Origin of the sequence: Thermoanaerobacterium xylanolyticum LX-11 (assembly GCF_000189775.2) — a bacterium.
GTDB lineage: Bacteria > Bacillota > Thermoanaerobacteria > Thermoanaerobacterales > Thermoanaerobacteraceae > Thermoanaerobacterium > Thermoanaerobacterium thermosulfurigenes.
This window is the reverse complement of record NC_015555.1, coordinates 2,161,176-2,180,969: the sequence shown is the minus strand read 5'-3', so window position 1 is coordinate 2,180,969 and position 19,794 is coordinate 2,161,176. Positions and strand designations below refer to the sequence as shown.

Sequence of the window (19,794 nt, the reverse complement as noted above, 5' to 3'; positions counted from 1 at the left end):
GGGTGAGAAAATGAATATTGACGAACTTAAAAATATCGTGTTTGAAAATGGAATAGTCGGTGCAGGCGGAGCTGGATTTCCTACACACGCAAAACTTACTACAGGTATAGACACAATCATATTAAATGGCGCTGAATGTGAACCGCTTTTAAGAGTCGATAGGCAGTTGCTTGCAATATATACTGATGAAATATTGATGACTTTATCATTTGTAGTTGATACTTTAGGAGCTAGAAGTGGCATTGTAGCAATAAAATCAGCATACAAGGCTGCAATTGATTCAGTTAAGAATTTAATTGGTAATTATAAAAACTTAGAGTTAAAGGTGTTGCCAGACGTTTATCCTGCTGGTGATGAAGTCGTATTAATATATGAAACGACTGGTAGAATTGTGCCAGAAGGTTCTATACCTATTTCTGTTGGAACCATTGTAATGAATGTGGAAACTGTGCTTAATGTTTATAATGCTATTTATTTAAAACACCCAGTCACAGAAAAGTATGTAACTGTAACTGGAAATGTCAAATGCCCTAGTACATTTAAAGTAAAAGTAGGCACATCTGTGGCTGAGCTTATTGAAAAGGCTGGAGGATGCTTAGAAGAAGATTATGAAGTAATAATGGGTGGTCCCATGACTGGGAAAATAGTTGATAGAAAAGCCCCAATAACAAAAACAACAAAAGCTATTATTGTTCTCCCAAAAGACCACCCTGTGATAACAAAAAGAAAGACAAACATAAGCATAGAGCTAAAACGTGCAATGTCTGTTTGTTCTCAATGCCAAATGTGCACAGATCTATGCCCTAGAAATTTATTAGGTCATTCCATCAAACCTCATAAAGTTATGAATGCAGTTGCAAATAGTATTGTTGATGATGTTGCTGCATATACGATGACAATGCTATGTTCTGAATGTGGATTGTGCGAGATGTATTCATGTCATCAAAGTTTGTCACCAAGAAAAATAATAAGCCAGATAAAGACAAAATTAAGGCAAAATGGTGTAAAAAATCCACACAACAAAAGACCAGAAAGAGCAAATGTAATGAGAGATGAGAGATTGGTGCCGATGGAAAGGCTTATTTCAAGACTTTCACTTAAAAAATACGATGTAGATGCTCCGATGAATTTTGATACTATCGTTCCTTCACATCATGTCGTCATGCAACTAAGTCAGCATGTTGGTGCCAAAGCGATACCTGTAGTAAAGGTAGGAGATATTGTGAAAGAAGGAGATCTGATAGGCGATGTCCCTGATAATAAGTTAGGTGCTAAATTGCATGCAAGTGTCGACGGCATTATAATAGATGTAACTGATGACAGAATTGTTATCAAGCCAAGAGGTGATTTTAATGGACAAAGCAATAGGATTAGTTGAATACAAATCAGTTGCTACAGGTATAACTGCTGCTGATGACATGGCTAAAACCGCTGATGTAGAAATAATTGAAGCCTATACAGTATGTCCGGGGAAATACATTGTTCTATTAGCTGGGAAATTAAGTGCAGTTAATTCGGCGATAGAAAAGGGCATAAATCAATATTCAGAAAATGTCATTGATAGTTTTATATTGGGGAATCCACATGAAACAATATATAAAGCTATGAATGGTACATCTGAAATAAATGACGTAGAAGCACTTGGCATCATAGAGACATTTTCTGCAGCATCAATAATACTTGCAGCAGACACCGCTGCAAAAGCTGCGAAAGTAAATCTTGTAGAAATAAGAATAGCCAGAGGTATGTGCGGCAAGTCGTATTTGCTGCTTACAGGAGAACTTGCTGCTGTTGAAGCATCTATAAATGCAGGATGCAACGCCCTGGAGAAATCGGGTATGCTTTTAAACAAATCTATAATACCTAACCCAGATAAATCTATTTGGGGCAAGATAATCTAGGTACAAAAGCGTGCAATAAAAGAAAACACAACATATACAATTACAAAACAAAAAAATAACAAAAAAATTAATAAAAAATATTAAAAACAAGAAGGAATTTAACAAAAAACGTCGAATATATATAATAATATAAAGAAATGTACTTGTATAATTGAAACTAATGTCAAGCTTGAAATAAATAATGAATAGATTTAAGAGGTGTCTTTTGAATGAAAAATAGTCATAAATTTGCTTGGACATGGACTGTAAAAAAAGAATATGTTGATGAATATGTAAAAATGCATCTTAATCCGTGGCCTGAAGTTTTAGAAGAACATCGCAAAGCCGGAATAAAGAATTATTCGATTTTTCAAAATGGGAACCAATTTTTTTACTGCTTTGAATGCGATGATGTCAATGCTGCATTTGATTATATTGCTAAAAGTGAATTTTGCAATAAGTGGAATGCAATAACATCAAAAATGGTGGAGGGCTCATTTGATTTTAATAGAGAGGAGCCTATAAAACCTTTGCGTGAGATATTTTATTTAGAATAGTTTTACATTTTAAAATATACTTATCATTTCCTGAAAGGATGTTTATTATGTATGAAGCAGAAAAAGATAAAATTTTAAATGATTATTATAATGCAAAAGAGATTTATGCAAAGTTTGACATAGATACTGATGAAGTATTAGACAAAATGAAAAAGATTCGTATTTCACTTCACTGCTGGCAGGGTGATGATGTAACCGGATTTGAAAAAAGTGCCAATGGATTAAGTGGTGGAGGAATCCTTGCTACAGGAAACTGGCCTGGCAGAGCAAGAAATGGTGAAGAATTAAGGCAAGACATTGAAAAAGCCTTAAGCCGTATACCAGGCAAACACAAAGTGAATTTACATGCCATTTACGCAGAAACAAATGGTGAATTTGTAGACAGAGATGAAATAAACGTGGAGCATTTCAGGAAATGGGTTGACTGGGCAAAAGAAAATGGCCTTGGCCTTGACTTTAATCCTACGTTTTTTTCGCATCCTAAAGCAAATGATGGCTATACGCTTTCAAGCAAAGATGAAAACATAAGGAAGTTTTGGATTGAACATGGCAAAAGATGCCGTGAAATCGCAAATGAGATAGGAAAAGAATTAAAAATCCAATGTGTCAACAATATTTGGATTCCAGATGGTTCTAAAGATTTGCCTGCTAATCGAATTGAACATAGAAAGATACTTAAAGAATCTTTAGATGAAATATTTTCAGTAAAATACGACAAAACAAACATCATCGATTCAGTTGAAAGCAAACTATTTGGTATCGGGTCAGAAAGTTATGTGGTTGGTTCACATGAGTTTTATATGAATTATGCATCAAGAAATGATGTAATGTTGTGCCTTGACATGGGGCATTTTCATCCTACTGAGAGTATAGCTGATAAGATATCATCAATACTTACATTTGATGATAATTTACTGGTTCACGTAAGCCGTGGCGTTCGCTGGGATAGCGATCATGTAGTCATTTTAAATGAAGATTTGCTCTCATTAGCAAAAGAAATAAGAAGATGTAATGCTTATGATAAAGTATATATTGCATTAGATTTCTTTGACGCAAGCATAAACAGGATAATGGCGTGGGTAATAGGCGCGAGAGCGACGCTAAAAGCTATATTAATATCACTATTAGAGCCTGTTCATCTACTTTTAGAAGAAGAGAACAAAGGCAATTTTGGTGCAAGGCTTGCTTTGATGGAGGAATTTAAAACATTGCCATTTTACTCCGTTTGGAACAAATACTGTATGGACGAAAATGTGCCTATTGGTACATCATGGATTGATGCTGTTAAAGAATATGAAAAAGAAATTATAAAAAATCGGACTTAGAAATTTAAGGCTAAAGGATGGTATTTCAATGAAAGATATTGTGTATAATTTAGCTTTCGATTTTGGTGCTTCTAGTGGACGTCTTATGTTATCGAAATTTGACGGTGAAAAAATCGATGTCGAAGAAGTTTATAGATTTCCAAATGAGCCAGTCAAGCTGGGACAATCACTTTATTGGGATTTTTTGAGGCTTTTTCACGAATTAAAAAACGGATTAAAAATAGCGTCAAAGAGGAAAATCAAAATATCCGGCATTGGTATAGATACTTGGGGTGTCGATTATGGCTTGCTTGATAAAAACGATGAATTAATTTCAAACCCAATTCATTACAGAGATCAGAGAACAAATGGGATAATGAAAAAAGTTGAAAAGGTATTGCCATTAGAAGAGATTTATAATATTACTGGCATACAGTTTATGGAATTTAATACAATATTTCAATTGTATTGTGATTTAATGAGACGCCCAGAATTATTGGATAATGCGAAGACATTGTTATTTATTCCAGATTTGTTGAACTTTTATCTGACTAATGATAAATACAATGAATACACCGTTGCATCAACATCACAGATGCTGGATGCTGAAAAAAGGGATTGGGCGATCGATCTTATAAAAAAGTTAAATATACCGGAAAGCATTTTTCAAAAAATATTGATGCCGGGGAAGATAATTGGCTATCTATCAAAAGAAATTCAAGAAGAAACAGGACTATCTGATATTCCTGTGATTTCAGTTGGAAGCCATGATACGGCATCTGCAGTTGCGGGTACACCAATTGAAAACGGTTCAAGTGCCTATTTGATTTGTGGTACGTGGTCACTATTAGGTGTTGAAAGTGAAAGTCCTATAATAAATGAAAATACAAAAAAGTACAACTTTACAAATGAAGGTGGAGTAGAAGGCTTTATTAGGCTACTTAAAAATATAAATGGCTTGTGGATTATTCAACAATTAAAACAAAGCTGGAATTCAAATGGTATAAAAATAGGATTTCCAGGGATCAGCCAGATGGCATCTAAAGCTGAGCATGAGGAGTTTATAATTAATCCCGATGACAAATTGTTTATAGCTCCCGATGATATGGCTGAAGCAATAAAGCAATATTGTGTAGAAACAGGGCAGGGTTTGCCTCAGGATATTGGTGATATAGCGAGAGCTGCTTACAATGGTATAGTTGAACAATACAAAAATTGCTTAAACAATTTAGAAGACATTATAGGGCGAAAAATAGATACTATCCATATGGTTGGCGGAGGAATACAGGATAAGTTCCTTTGTGAGTTAACTGCGGATGTTACCGGTAGAAAAGTCATAACAGGACCTGTAGAAGCTTCAATCTATGGCAATGTGATAGTTCAACTTATGGCCTTAGGATACATCAAAGATTTAAAAGAGGGAAGAAAGATAATAAAGAATTATAGTGAACTCAGGAAATAATTTTCGGAAGCTTAACTTTAACCGTGAAAGGAATGAAAGATGTAATAAAAGAAAAAATCATGAAAAATAGAAAATACAATGTAAGTAAATAGAATTTCATATAATATATTAATAATATGGGTGGTTATGGAAATATTATACTAAGAGGTAATTTCCAATTATCAATGTGTTTTATTAAGTTTTAAGATGTGAGACAAATTTATTGTTTACAAAAATAATTAAATGAGGAGGTTTATAATATGAAACTTGAAGAATTTAAAAATCCAGAAGCACTTTATAGAAACGCACCATTTTTTAGTTGGAATGATAAATTGGATAAAGATGAACTCAAAAGACAGATAAAAGATATGGCTGAAAAAGGATGGGGTAGTTATTTTATGCACTCACGAGTAGGGTTAGTTACTGGTTATTTGTCAGAAGAATGGATGGATATGATAAAAGCTTGTGCAGAAACGGCAAGAGAGACGGGCACATATGCATGGCTATATGATGAAGATAAATGGCCTTCTGGTTTTGCTGGTGGTATTGTTCCTAATACTAATGAAAAATTTCGAAGCAGTGCTCTTGTTTTAATAAAATCTAATGAAATCACTAAAAACGATATAATTATGTCTGAAATAGATTGGGAAGGACAAAGATACATTATATGCAAAAGGATTTCTCCTTTAGGAAATTTATGGTTTAATGGTAGCAGTTATGTAGATCTTATGAATCCTGAAGCTGTAAAAACATTTATAAAAGTGACTCATGAAAAATACAAAGAAACTGTGGGGAAATATTTTGGTAAAGAAATTCCCGGTATCTTTACTGATGAGCCATGTTATTTGATGGAAATTTATTACAATGTTCCTGCTATTCCATGGTCTATATATTTACCAGATTTTTTCAAAAAATTAAAAGGCTATAATATAGAGGAACATGTCAAAGAACTTTTCTTTGATATTGGAGATTATAAGAAGATAAGATTTGATTTTTATGATGCTGCTACAAGGCTATTTTTAGAAAGTTGGACAAAGCAGTATTATGATTGGTGTGAAAAAAACAATCTTAAAATGACAGGGCACTTTATGGGAGAAGATGACTTAGTCTCTCAAACACAATGGATAGGAGCAGCAATGCCTCATTATGAATTTATGCATTGGCCAGGCATTGATAAATTAGGAAGGAATATAAATCAACTAGTAACAGTAAATCAGGTATCATCTGTGGCTGATCAGCTCAATAAAGAAAGAGTACTTTGTGAAGTATTTGGAACAATTGGGCAACAGGTGAGTTTTTATCATCGTAAGTGGATAGCTGATTGGGAAGCTGCTTTAGGCATAAGTTTTGTCAACTCTCACTTGTCACTTTATTCTATGAGGGGTGAAAGGAAGAGAGATTATCCTGCAAACCTTTATTATCAGCAACCATGGTGGGATGATGAACGTAAATTTGCAGATTATATAGGTAGAATAAGCTATGCAGTATCGCAAGGGAAAAGAGAAGTAGATATATTAGTTTTACATCCAATTGCAAGTGTTTGGAGCGAATATTCACCTTTGCATAAACAAAATGGATTTCCTGTAGAAAACAGTATCTATAATAGACATTTTGAAGTGTTATCAACAATGCTGAGAGAATGGAAATTAGATTATCATTATGGCGATGAAATAATAATGGAGAGCCATGCAAAAGTGCAAGATGGTAAACTTATTATCGGTCAACACAAATATTCTACGGTTATAGTACCACCTTCTCTTACACTTAGAACTAATACTGTAAAACTTTTAAGAGAATTTGCAGAACAAGCAGGAGCAGATAGGTTAATATTTATAAAACCTGTGCCTTCACGTGTTGATGGTATTTTGGGAGATATGAATTTACCTGATGGTGTTTTATATGTTAATTCTGTGAAAGATGCTTTAGATATAGTAGATAAGTATTATGATTACAGAATTAAGATAACGGATAAAATGACGGGAGAAAATGCAGATAAGATCTATTGTCATAGTCGAATCGCAAAAGAAGGTAGAAGTATATTTCTTGTAAATACAGATGAACAAAGAGAAATTAATGCAATTATATCTTTGCCTTATGAGGAAGAGCCATATATTTTAGACCTTATGAGTGGTGAAATTTTCGCAATACCTTCAATAGTTAAGGACGGAAGAAGAGAAATCTCTGTTAAATTCTACCCTGCGGGGAGTATGTTGCTTTATTATACCGATGAAAATGTCAATGTTCAAAAAGTTCCAAACTATTTAGATAGTGGGCTAGCCTTTACAGATGATGACGTTACTTTAAAAGATTTAGTAATTACAGTTGATAATTGGGAGGTAAATTTTTTAGAGCAAAATGTATTGCCACTAAATGATGTTACACTTTATTTAGATGGTAAAAAAGTATTAGAAAATGAGCCTGTAGCATATGCATGGAATCAGCACTTTTACAAAGTGGATGATGGAACACCTTTCAAAGCAGAGTATACTTTTGAAGTTATAAATATACCGGAAGGAGAAATATTTGCAGTTATAGAAGTAGCAGAAAATTTAGATAGAATTACCATAAATGATATAGAAATAAGGCCATTAAAGCAGAGAGGAGAACTTGGAGCTTTTGATCCTAATAAAAGTTGGAAGGACATTAACTTCACAAAAGTACCTTTGACTGGAAAGATTTGCGAAGGAGTTAACAAACTAACCATTGAGGGTAAAAAGGTAAATAATATCACAGGTCCAGGTACACATATAAGTGTCAAAGATTTTAAGAATCATTTTCCTACAGAAGTAGAAGCAGTATATATAGTTGGGAACTTTATAGTTATGGACTTTAACAAAAAACACTTTACAATTGATGGTAAATTTAAAAAACCAAATTACAAGGATTTGACTGAATCTGGTTATCCATTTTATGCAGGAAAAGTAGAATTTGTTTCTCAAATCGAATACAAAAAAGAAAATGCGAAGGCCTATCTGATTATAAACGATGTAAAAGCTGCATGTATTGAGTTATATGTAAATGATAAGTATGTTGATGTTAAGTACTGGGAACCTTACGTATTCGATGTTACTAATGTACTAAAAGAAGGGAAAAATGAAATAAAGATAGTAGCTGCAACTACATTATTTAATTTAATGGGACCTAATAGAATAGCTAGAATTTTTGATGACGAATTTGTTGGACCTAACACTTTTGTAGATTTTAATAGATTTACTGAAAAGTATGCATTGCTTCCACTGGGAATTGGAAGTGCGTCATTGCTCTGTATATAATCTACAGTATAATAAAAGAAATGATAACGTGGATTAGAAAATTTCTATTCAGTTATAGGTAAAACTTTAATGAGAAGTAGAAATATGATATCTGGGAATAGGCAAAATTAGAGTTCTCTAAGTTTTCATGGACATACATTCAAGGAGAGGAGGTGTTTGAAGCAAATAAGAATAAATTTTTTATAAGAAATATACCATGACAAAAATAATTTTAGCAAAAAATGAATTTTAAAATAATAAAGGAGATGAGTTTATGTCAAAACTTTTGAGAATTAATTTGATGGTTCTTATTGTTACTTTGTTGCTTTCTTTCACGCTGACTGGATGCAGCAACTCAACTAAAAATTCGGTTAAATCTAATGATCAGCGTATTACACTTCGCTTTGCAACTCTGGATGACCCTGGAATGAAAAAAGAAGTTGAAGCATTTGCAAAAGGATTTGAGGCAAAACACCCAAACGTTACTATACAATATGAACCTTATTCTGGAAATTATGAACAAAAAATTATTTTACAGGCATCTGCTGGTACGCTTGCTGATGTATGTTGGATTCCTGATGTTGATGTGGGGATGTTTGCGTCAAAGCATATTATACTTGATCTTGATAGCTATTTCAAAAAATTTGGAGTTTCTAAAGATGATTTCTTCCCTGCAATGCTTGAGACAGGACAATATAAAGGCAAACAGTATATGATACCGAGAGATTACAATCATGTAGTGACATTTTACAATAAAGAATTATTTACTGAAGCAGGTGTTCCTTTTCCTAAAAATGGATGGACATGGCAAGAGTTTTTAGATACTGCGAAAAAGCTTGTTAAAAAGCAAGGAAATAAGATTGTCCAATATGGATGCCAAGCTCAGTTGAACTGGCAGGCAGCAGCAATTCCTATGATAATGGGTTTAGGAGGAACTATTACTAAACCATATCCTGGTGGTAATTCTGCGGACTTTGATACTCCTGGAACAATAAATGCGCTTAAAACTTTTAAAAGCCTTGTAGATGAGGGAATATTTACTAATGATTATGTAAATGGTGAACCTGATTTTCTTTCAAAAAAAGTCGCTATGGTATTTTGGGTTAGGCCTTTAATTACAACATTTGAACAGCAAATAGGTCATGATAAATATGGTGTTGTTACATTTCCTATAATGCCTGACAAACCGGTTGTTGGGTCAGGTGCTAGCGGGTATGCTGTGAGTGCAAATACTAAGTATCCAGACTTAGCCGCAGAGCTAGTGTTTTATATAGTCTCTCGTGAAGGACAAAAAGTTTTTATGGAAACGGGAGATTCTGTACCTGTAAGAAAAAGTTTAATTAATAGTGATATATGGAGAAGTCTTCCTAGTAAGAATTTTAATCAAGAAGCATTTGTATATCATCCTGAATATGATATTCCTCCGCTTACATGTACGTTAGAGGATCCTTCAAAAGGTTCTGAGATTGAAAAAGCTTGGCAAAACGCTATAGAATCGGTATTGATGGGAGTTTCATCTCCAGAAGCCGCGGCTAAACAATGCCAGCAAGAGATGAACAAGGTATTTGGTAAATGATTTTGCAAAAACCTGGGAGAGGTATTAGAGCCTCCCAGGTTTTTGAAAGGAGAGTGTAAAGTTTACTATGTCAAAGAAAACAAAAATGAAAGAAAGTATTATAGGTTATGGCTTTATTTTGCCAGTCATATTGGGAATTCTCTTTTTTAATGTTATTCCGATGTTATTTTCGCTGTATATAAGTTTTACGAATTACGATAGTTTGTCTACTCCTGAGTTTATAGGCCTAAAAAATTACACAGATTTATTTACTGACAGTAGGGTGATCCATTCTCTGAAAATAACTATTTTATATGCCGTAGTTTCAACGGCTATGGGTTTAATTTTATCTTTTTTTCTAGCATTGCTTCTTTATCAAAAAATAATTGGAATAAAAATTTTTCGTTCAATTTTGTATTCACCTGTTATTATTCCTGTTGTAGCCGCTTCATTTGTATGGAAAGATCTTTACAATGTTGATTATGGCATACTTAATAAAGTTATTACTTCATTTGGATTGAAACCATTTCCTTTTATATCTTCGCCCAAAACAGCATTATTTTCTATAATTATTTTTTCTCTATGGGGTATAGGAGGTCCAATGCTTATATGGCTTGCGGGTTTTAATAATGTTCCTAAAAGTTATTATGAATCTGCAGATTTGGATGGTGCTTCATCTTTAAAAAAACTCCTGCATATAACTATTCCTATGGTTTCTCCGGTAATATTTTACAATTTAGTTATGAGTATTATAGCTAATTTACAAACTTTCACTCAAGTGTTTATTATGACAGATGATGGTGGACCTTTGGATGCTACAAATTTTCTTGTTTTAAACATCTTCAGGGATGGATTCAGGAATTTCAAAATGGGATATGCTTCAGCACAAGCATGGGTTTTGTTCACGATAATATTTATATTGACTCTAATTGTTTTCAGGACTAGCAGGTGGGTATTTTATGGTGATGAGGAGGTATAATCTATGAAAAAGAGGACTAAAATAAAAAAGATTGTTATATTTTCAGTTCTTGCTGTTCTCTCTTTTATATTTATTTATCCAGTATTAAATATGATACTGAAAAGTCTTATGACAACACAGGAAGTTAGAATGCTTCCCCCCAGGTTTTTACCTGAAAAACCACAATGGATAAATTATGTAGTGGCACTTTCATATCCCGGTTATTATAAAGGGATACCATATATATTGGTTTATTTAAAAAACACATTAATTGTTGTGTTTGGTGTTACTATAGGTGGTACATTCAGTGCTTTGATGTGTGCATTTGGATTTTCGAAAATTAAATTTCCTGGAAGAGACATAATTTTTTTTGGAGTCCTTGCAACAATGATGTTACCATATGCTGTTATGATGATTCCGCTATACGCAATTTTTCACAAAATTGGTTGGACTAATTCATTGTATCCTTTGTGGGTACCAGCATGGTTTGGCGGGGGAGCTGTTTCTATATTCTTCTTAAGGCAATTTATGAAAACTTTTCCTGATGAAATTATAGAAAGTGCAAAAATTGACGGAGCCAGCTATTGGACAATATTTCTAAAAATAATTATACCTTATACTAAACCAATGATAATAGTATTAATTATGAATTACTTTTTTAGTTCATGGAATGACCTTATGGGTCCATTGATTTATACTGATACGCAGGATAAATGGACACTCGCCCTTGGTGTTACTAATATGGGACAAGGTGCGTTAGGGACAATTCAGGGATTGAATTATGTAATGGCTGCATGTACAATGATGACTTTGATACCTTTTTTGATATTCTTATTTGGTCAAAAATATTTTATTGAAAATATAACTTTTACAGGAATTAAAGGATAAAACTTATTTTAAATAATATACATTTTTAAAGAATATAGCTTAAAAATTAAATAAACAGATTATTAAGGTTAGCGATATTTATCAATTTTATTTTGGAGGAGTTCATATGGACAATAATAATCTTTTTGAATTGACGATTAAAAATTTCAGAAATTTGATAGCGAACTCTGATAAACCATTGTTTATACATTTTAAAAGCCCATGGAACAAGTCGTGTTTTGAAGTTACGACCATCATGCGGAAATTAACTCAGGAATATAGAGATAAAGTTGTATTTGGAGAAGTTAATTGCGATATTGAAGCTGAAATAGCTGCTTGGATGCGAATAATAAATATGTCCACTGTAATTTTTTTTATAAATGGCGAACAAGTGGCAAGATTAGTGGGATTAAGAGAGAAAACCGAATATACTTTCATGCTTGAATCCAGTCTTATTGGCGATAAAAACAGGGATTGCATCAGCGAAAGATTCCGTGATACCTTCAGTGACACATGGGTGAGTACAGACAGGCTCGGTAGGAATATATCAACCTTCAATGACGTAGGCGGGATTCGAAAAGATAAGTATATTGCCATGTTTTATTTTATAAATTATGGAAGCGAAGGATTATGTGGCCCGTATGATGTAACAAAGATCATGGAAAAAAATCCATGCGCAATTGATAGCGATGAAAGTCCACCATGGGGCCCATATTGGCATCCTCATCACTGGGGTGAACCATTATTTGGATACTATCTCAACCAGGATGAATATGTAATTCGCAAACATTCTCAAATGCTCAGCGATGCAGGAGTAGATGTTATTATTTTTGATGTAAGTAATTTCCAGCCTGGCAATCCTCCACAGGCTTATTTCAAGGATACATTCATAAAGATTATGGATATCTTCACTGCAATAAGAAATGAAGGTAAACGTACGCCATGTGTGGCATTTCTGTTTAATTTCTGGGCAGGACCATATGGAGTTTATGAAATTTATAAAGATGTTTATTCTAAAGGACTTTATAAGGATCTATGGTTTATATGGGACGGTAAACCATTGATTTTGTATGATAAAGAGAAAATTGGCGAAGATAGAAAGGAAATACTGGATTTCTTTACTTTTCGCAGACCTATGCCGGATTATTTTTACGGACCGCTAGCCCCCGATCAATGGTCGTGGCTTGAAGTTTATCCGCAACATGGTTTTTATAGTTCCAGGGAACCTGAAAAAATAGAAGAGGTATCCGTGAGTGTTGCCCAGAATGCGGTCCCTGATGGTAGGGGCGGATGGACATTAGGATGCATGAGTGAACGTGATAAAAATGGCAGATTTGTAGCTCACGGGAGGAGTTTTCATAATGGTAGATACCCTGAGAGGTTCACACCGGAATATGGTTATAATTTTGCTGAACAGTGGAAAAGGGCATTGGAATTAGACCCGAAGATTATATTTGTAACGGGCTGGAATGAATGGATTGCAGGAAGAATGCCTGGATTTCTTCATTATTCTGCCCCAAATGTTTTTGTGGATCAATTCGATCATGAATTTAGCAGAGATATTGAACCAATGAAAGGCGGGTATGTGGACAATTATTACTGTCAGTTTGTAAATTATGCAAGAAAGTTCAAAGGCGCAAGACCAATACCTACAGCCGGCTTGCCCAAAACGATCGTTATTGATGGGAATTTTGATGAATGGATTGATGTGCAGCCTGAGTACAGAGACGATATTGGCGATGCATTATCAAGGAACTACCCAGGGTTTGGATCGGCAGGTCCTTATATAGATGATACCGGCAGAAATGATTTTGAGCTGATGAAGGTATCCAGAGACGATAACTATATATATTTTTATGTCAAAACAGTAAAAGATATTACTCCATGGACAGATTCCGACTGGATGATGCTACTTTTGAAAACTGACCCTCAAAAGCCTAACTGGGAAGGTGTTAATTTTATTGTAAATAGAAGAGTTATGGGACCAGAAACGACTGTTCTTGAGGTCAGCAAAGGAGGTTGGGATTGGGAAATTGCAGAGGATGAAATCCATTATTGGATATTAGGATGAGAAATGGAACTTGCAATTCCAAGGAAGTCTTTAGGCATGGAAATTGAGAAAGGACCGATTAGATTCGATTTTAAATGGTCTGACAATATAAAACTTGGTAATGACGGTACTGAATTTTATGTATATGGTGATACAGCTCCAAATGGCAGGTTTTTTTATAGATATCAAGAATTAGTATGAGATTGCAAATTATAAAATGATAACAATTTATTATATGATTTTGGATTTATGAGTGATTTCGGAAACTAATTTCCAGTGTCATACTATGGCATAAATTAAAAATTAGATACAGAAAATAACAAAGCCTTTGCGATAAAATACTGAAAAGAGGAAAGAAAATGTAAAATAATGAAAATCAATTTAAAAAAAGAGTATAAGAAATAAAGCCTAATAAAATAGGTTTAAAAATTAACAGTATATGGAATCTCAATATTTATGCTACTCTACCTAATAATCCATCAAGCATAGAAATAAAATCAAACTTAGATTTTTTCAATCTAGCATCAAGATGGATATTAATAGAGTGTATCATAATCCAGAAAGACCAACGCTTTTTGCCTCTGGTTTTAGATAGCTCCAACTCATAGTCATTAAGAAGCCTTTTGTTAACACGCTCAGAAGAAGTTCGCTTTTTCATCTCGCCTTTCCATTCATCAGAACCACGTGGAATGACGGTAAACAAGCGAGGATCAGATGAAGGCTTCGTATAAACGGTTCTACCATAATCAGAAGAGGAGCACTTATCTTTACAATTACATGAATCAACTTTACCAGTCGCAAAAGGACAGCGCCATTTAATTCTGTTACGGTCTTTCATAAAACCATTGTAAACCATAGATAATCCTGCCATACAGACAGGAATACCATTTTCATTGATTTTAATAGTACCTTGGTACTTGCTGTTGTTTTTATTCTTCTTATTAAGCGGAATTACAGGTTTAATATTCCACTTATTAAGAAGATGATAAGTAGGGTAATTATCATGAGCACAATCACCAATAAATTTATCAAAAACGAAATCAGGATACAAAGCCCTTGCTTCAGACAAAGCAATAATAGCAGTAACACCATCATAACGAGGAGCCTCAACCAAGCGAAGATAAATCGGAATATCAGATTTAAGCTCTTCGTTGTATGTCACTAAAAAATAACCAGAATAACCATAAAACCATGTCTCATGATAACTATCCCAACCATAGCGAGCATCGGGGTCAGAGAACTTGCGATGGCAGTCACAATTAAATATACCCTTATTAGCACAATCACAAGTTCTAATACCGAAAGGACTTCCGCCGGTTTTAATACAAGTACCGTCACCGGAAATAGTAAGTTTTTCAATATCACCGAGGATGCCATCATTGGCGGAAGGCCTAACAGCAACATCGGCAAAAATTTGTTGAAGAAGCTTCTCAGGTCTTGACTCAAAAATTTTACCCTGTAAAGCCAAATCAACAAATTTCTGTATAATACCAGGGTGGCGTGGTGGAAGCTTCTGATTTTTAGCAAGTTTTTTACGTGGTTTGCGTTTAAAAGGATGGAGAGAATCCTGTCGGTCTTTTTCAATATCAGGATCTTCAAGCCATAACCTGTTAATCAAGTCATAATGAGTACCAACACCAGGAATATTATCAGGAGACACGCCAATCATGTAACACAAAAGGTCATCATGATGAAGCATGTAAACCCATTTAGTAATACTGTGACATTTAAGAAGAGACATAAGTACAAAAGACCGAAAAACTTCAGGCTGATTTTTGGCTGGAGAACCAGTATTAGAGTAATAAGGTTCCAGTACAGGTTTAAGAACATCAAGATCTAAATTATAGAGTTTAGATAAAGCTTCAGAAAATTGAATGACACGATTTTTATCTGAAGCATAAATGGGTTGAATATTTTCGACAAGGAAAGACTGATAATCAGAATGCGAACGCCATGCGCCCAACATAAAATCACCTCAATAACAAGTAGTATGGTAAAAACACCATCCATTTCGATTATTGGGGCGATTTAAAAAAGTCAAGATAGAATGCAACCATATATGTTAAATAAAGGGAAATATAAAGAAAAAATCTTACAATGTAAATAAAGATGTAAATGAATTGGAAATCGAAAAAGGATTTCAGAATGAAATTTTGGGGGATAAATTTAAAAGATGTCTCCTGAAATTCAGATATATCAGGCAACAGAAGTTGCCGAGAATATTCTTTATTTTAGGAGAGGTGTGATATGAAATTTAAAAATCCAATTATTCCAGGTTTTCATCCTGACCCTAGTATTTGTAGAGTAGGAGAAGATTATTATCTTGTTACAAGTTCCTTTGAGTATTTTCCTGGAGTTCCTATATTTCATAGTAAGGATTTGGTTCATTGGAGACAAATAGGTTATTGCCTTACGAGACGCAGCCAATTGGAACTTGAATATGCTAAAAATTCAATGGGAATATGGGCTCCTACTCTAAGATATTATAATGGAAGGTTTTATATGATTACTACGAATGTAAGTCATGGAGGGCATTTTTACGTTTATACAGATGATATATATGGGGAATGGTCTGATCCCATATGGATTGAAGGTGATGGTCATGATCCTGATATCTTTTTTGACGATGATGGAAAAGTATATATTTTGAGGCATAACGGGTACAAGGGGATAACTATGTGGGAAATGGATATTGAGACAGGATATTTGAAAGGAGAGCCTAAATATATATGGCAAGGATGGGAAGATAAGCAATGTGAAGCGCCGCACATTTATAAAATAAATGGGAAATATTATTTGATTACTGCTGAAGGTGGAACATGGAAAGGACACATGGTGACAATAGCGCGGAGTGACAAAATAGATGGTCCATATGAGGGATGTCATTATAATCCTATACTTACACATCGCCACTTAGTAGGACATCCTGTTCAATCAACAGGGCATGGAGATTTGGTACAAGCTCATGATGGCTCATGGTGGATGGTTTTCCTTGCCACAAGACCTGTAAATTATCAATATCACCATCTTGGTAGGGAAACGTTTTTAGCCCCCGTAACTTGGAAAGATGATGGATGGCCTATAGTAAATGATGGCAAACCAATAGAAATTAATATGGAAGTTGAGACAAGTTTACCTGTTTATATAGTTGAGCCAGAAAATTCAAAAGATGATTTTAATAGTGATAAATTGCATCTTTGTTGGAATTTTAGAAGGAATCCTTCGGATGAATATTGGTCTCTTAAAGAAAGACCAGGATTTTTAGCAATACGAGGAGATAGATATACACTTGATGATGTTGAATTTAAATCATTTATAGGCAGAAGGCAAGAACATTTCAATTGTTCTGTAAAAGCATTAATGGTTTTTCTATCAAATGTAGAAGGAGATGAAGCAGGGCTTACTATTTTTGCAAATGAAGAACATCATTATGAAATTGGAATTATAGTTTTAAATGGGATAAGAAAGATAATTGTAAGAAAGAGAATTGGTGATGTAAAGATTATTGAATATTGTGAGCCAATCGAAAAAGGAGATGTAATTTTAAATATTAATGCTACCAGAACAGATTATCATATAGGTTATAGTATTGATGGCGTAAATTATAAAGTTGTTGCTAAAGCAATGACCCGCTATATATCTGAAGAAGTTGCAGATAGCTATACAGGGACATATATTGCCATGTATTCAACGGGAAATGGTAAAATGGCCTCATGTCCGGTATATTTTGACTGGTTTGAATATGTGGAAAAAGAAGAATAAAAACTGAAAAGAGGGATAAGCCGTTTGTAGAATTTCTTTATCCAATTCATGAAAACATTGGATGATAAACTCATAACTCATAGAGTTTTCTTCAAACTTTCATCTTGACTGATTGAACATCCCTTAATTTGTATCCTGAGCGAATTTCATATTTTAAATAGCTTGATATTCTTAACTTTTTAAAAGATGAGTGATTTCGGAAACTAATTTCCAACGTCATACTATGGCATAAATTAAAAATTAGATACAGAAAATAACAAAGCCTTTGCGATAAAATACTGAAAAGACAAGCGGTGTAATGTCAAGTAGTATTTTTTGGAACCTTGAAAAATAAAGGTCTCAAAAGCTCTAAAAAAGGCAACACTTAATAAACCTACCATAAATTGGATAATAATGGAAGGAACTTAGAGTATATTCAGTTAAAAATACTTATTAAATCTATCCATTACCTCCTGGTTGGTAGATTTGGCCTTTACTCAGCATAGCAAAGACCAGTCTTACAAGCTTACGTGCCGTTAAGACGAGGGCTCTTTTATGCTGGTGTTTTGTAACCTCATTGTACTTCTTGCAGTAGAAATCAGCATATTCTTTTGCGTGTATCCTTACGCAATTAGCTGCTTCTACAAGATAGTACCTTAAATACTGGTTACCGCACTTAGCTAAAGAGGTATCTTCAGCACTAAAGTTGCCAGATTGATATTTATTCCACACGAGGCCTGCAAATTTAGCTACAGCGCATTCATTTTTAAACCGCTTAACATCGCCAATCTCAGCCACAAGGCCTGCGGCTAATACATTACCGAAACCTGGAATAGTAGTCAGAGTTTGGTGAAAGCCATTAAGCTGTTTAGAGATTTCTTTGTCAAGTTTTTTAAGTTGTGACTCAAGAAATCTTATATTTTCAAGAGTCATGGTCAAAGTCATGCTAACAGTATCGCACATGTAAGGATTAAGACGATATGCCCTATTAGCAGCAGACTTAAGTGTCTTAGCAATTTCTTCGGGATTTTTCAATCTATTGTTGCCATGACTCAAGACAAAATCTACAAGTTCCTCCACAGGCATAACAGCGATCTCATCAGGAGTAAAAGAATCAAAAACAGAAGTAGATGCTGAGCCAAAGACGTCGCTAAAAGGACAGTCTTCCTTGTATGAAGAGAACTTGAGATAAAGGAGGTTCAAAGCTCTGCTCTTTTCACTGGATATAGTTTGTACCAGATGGTATCTAAAACGAGTAAGGCGCTGTAGCGCAGCATACCTAAAGTCAGGCATAGGAGTAGGGTTTACCCTACCGAATCTGACACAATCAGCAATGATTCTGGCATCAAAATCGTCAGTTTTAGGCAAATAGGTATAAGCCTTTTTAAAACCCTTGACGACACCTGGATTCATAACAAAGAATTTAGGGTTAAAAGGTGCCAGGTCAGGAGAAGAAGCCAGGTGAAGATGGAGGTGCCATGCATAATGAGAAGTGGCTTCCATACCAATTTTGACACAGGAAGCATTAATAGCGTTAGCATGAGAAATCACCTCAGAGATGATACAAAGCACCTGGGATATCATTAGAAACCGAAAAAGGTTTCTTAATGAGGTTATTGCCATCTTGATCAATAAAGAAAACAGAATTAGATTGACTGCTTACGTCTATACCGACGAATAAAGTACTGGGCACGTAAATTCCTCCTTTCATTAAAAAAATTGAGAACCAGTACCAGGTTAATCCCTGACAGATTACCGAGAAACAGCCTCGCGATATCAGAACTATATCAATACTCATAGGATACACCGTATGGATGCTGAAACATACGGAAGAGTATGATATGGACAGCAAGCGAGTCAGAACTAAACGAGTAATCCCAGGGGTGCAGTCTTAGACGAGAAGTACCCTAAAGTAGGGTCTTCAGGAGGTTTTCAGAGCGACCCTGAAACCAAATTCTAAAAATAGTTTAACAGAGACAACCTGAAGAAGAAAGAGGGAATTCGTGTACTACAAATGCAAAATACAGCGATCCAGCATACATCGTATAGAAGATTATATGTTTGGCCGATGTATAGTCAAGCCTAAAATAAACTCACTGCGTTCGGGCTTGACAATCCATCATTCTAAACATAGATAGTAGTTATGCGATGTATGCATAAGTATCAAGTGGCACTTGAGAGAGCTAATAA

At 34.4% G+C, this 19,794-nt stretch carries 13 protein-coding genes and 1 pseudogene; 12 read left to right on the top strand and 2 right to left on the bottom strand.

All coding sequences use genetic code 11. The annotated features are described in order from the left end of the window. Window positions 1-10 precede the first annotated feature (10 nt). The 11 genes from THEXY_RS10575 (at window position 11) to THEXY_RS12580 (ending at window position 14,064) form a co-directional block, all read left to right on the top strand. Complete coding sequence (locus THEXY_RS10575; protein WP_013788827.1) at window positions 11-1,378, top strand: 4Fe-4S dicluster domain-containing protein; 1,368 nt, start codon at window positions 11-13, stop codon at window positions 1,376-1,378. Further along, window positions 1,353-1,901 carry a BMC domain-containing protein gene (locus THEXY_RS10570; RefSeq protein ID WP_013788826.1) on the top strand — a complete coding sequence of 183 codons (549 nt, stop codon included), beginning with the start codon at window positions 1,353-1,355 and terminating at the stop codon, window positions 1,899-1,901. The genes THEXY_RS10575 and THEXY_RS10570 overlap by 26 nt, the downstream gene beginning before the upstream one ends. A gap of 209 nt (window positions 1,902-2,110) precedes the next feature. Then, window positions 2,111-2,437, top strand: coding sequence for an L-rhamnose mutarotase (locus THEXY_RS10565; protein WP_013788825.1), 327 nt, complete (start codon window positions 2,111-2,113; stop codon window positions 2,435-2,437). Between the two features lie 47 nt (window positions 2,438-2,484). Beyond that, window positions 2,485-3,762, top strand: a complete 1,278-nt coding sequence (locus THEXY_RS10560) for an L-rhamnose isomerase (protein ID WP_013788824.1) — start codon at window positions 2,485-2,487, stop codon at window positions 3,760-3,762. A gap of 28 nt (window positions 3,763-3,790) precedes the next feature. Next, entirely contained in the window at window positions 3,791-5,203 is a 1,413-nt protein-coding gene (locus tag THEXY_RS10555; RefSeq protein WP_013788823.1) for a rhamnulokinase, read from the top strand. Between the two features lie 239 nt (window positions 5,204-5,442). After that, window positions 5,443-8,454, top strand: coding sequence for a hypothetical protein (locus THEXY_RS10550; RefSeq protein WP_013788822.1), 3,012 nt, complete (start codon window positions 5,443-5,445; stop codon window positions 8,452-8,454). Between the two features lie 253 nt (window positions 8,455-8,707). Beyond that, window positions 8,708-10,009 carry an ABC transporter substrate-binding protein gene (locus tag THEXY_RS10545; protein WP_013788821.1) on the top strand — a complete coding sequence of 434 codons (1,302 nt, stop codon included), beginning with the start codon at window positions 8,708-8,710 and terminating at the stop codon, window positions 10,007-10,009. Between the two features lie 202 nt (window positions 10,010-10,211). After that, a complete protein-coding gene (locus THEXY_RS10540; RefSeq protein ID WP_195890937.1) occupies window positions 10,212-10,967 on the top strand; it encodes a carbohydrate ABC transporter permease in 756 nt (251 codons plus the stop codon). Window positions 10,968-10,970: 3 nt separating this feature from the next. Next, a complete protein-coding gene (locus THEXY_RS10535; protein WP_013788819.1) occupies window positions 10,971-11,834 on the top strand; it encodes a carbohydrate ABC transporter permease in 864 nt (287 codons plus the stop codon). 106 nt (window positions 11,835-11,940) lie between these two features. Further along, window positions 11,941-13,884 (top strand): thioredoxin family protein, encoded by a 1,944-nt coding sequence (locus THEXY_RS10530; RefSeq protein ID WP_041592130.1) that lies wholly within the window; start codon window positions 11,941-11,943, stop codon window positions 13,882-13,884. Window positions 13,885-13,887: 3 nt separating this feature from the next. Then, on the top strand, window positions 13,888-14,064 hold the full coding sequence (locus tag THEXY_RS12580; RefSeq protein WP_154645623.1) for a hypothetical protein: 177 nt from the start codon (window positions 13,888-13,890) through the stop codon (window positions 14,062-14,064). A gap of 253 nt (window positions 14,065-14,317) precedes the next feature. Here the strand turns inward: THEXY_RS12580 and THEXY_RS10525 are convergent, their stop codons facing one another. Further along, window positions 14,318-15,829, bottom strand: coding sequence for a hypothetical protein (locus THEXY_RS10525; RefSeq protein ID WP_013788818.1), 1,512 nt, complete (start codon window positions 15,827-15,829; stop codon window positions 14,318-14,320). A gap of 281 nt (window positions 15,830-16,110) precedes the next feature. Between THEXY_RS10525 and THEXY_RS10520 the strand changes: the two genes are divergently transcribed. Then, window positions 16,111-17,625, top strand: coding sequence for a glycoside hydrolase family 43 protein (locus tag THEXY_RS10520; RefSeq protein ID WP_013788817.1), 1,515 nt, complete (start codon window positions 16,111-16,113; stop codon window positions 17,623-17,625). Window positions 17,626-18,063: 438 nt separating this feature from the next. On the opposite strand, the pseudogene THEXY_RS10515 reads toward THEXY_RS10520, so the two are convergent. Beyond that, a pseudogene (locus THEXY_RS10515) lies at window positions 18,064-19,297 on the bottom strand (IS110 family RNA-guided transposase). Between the last annotated feature and the right edge of the window lie 497 nt (window positions 19,298-19,794).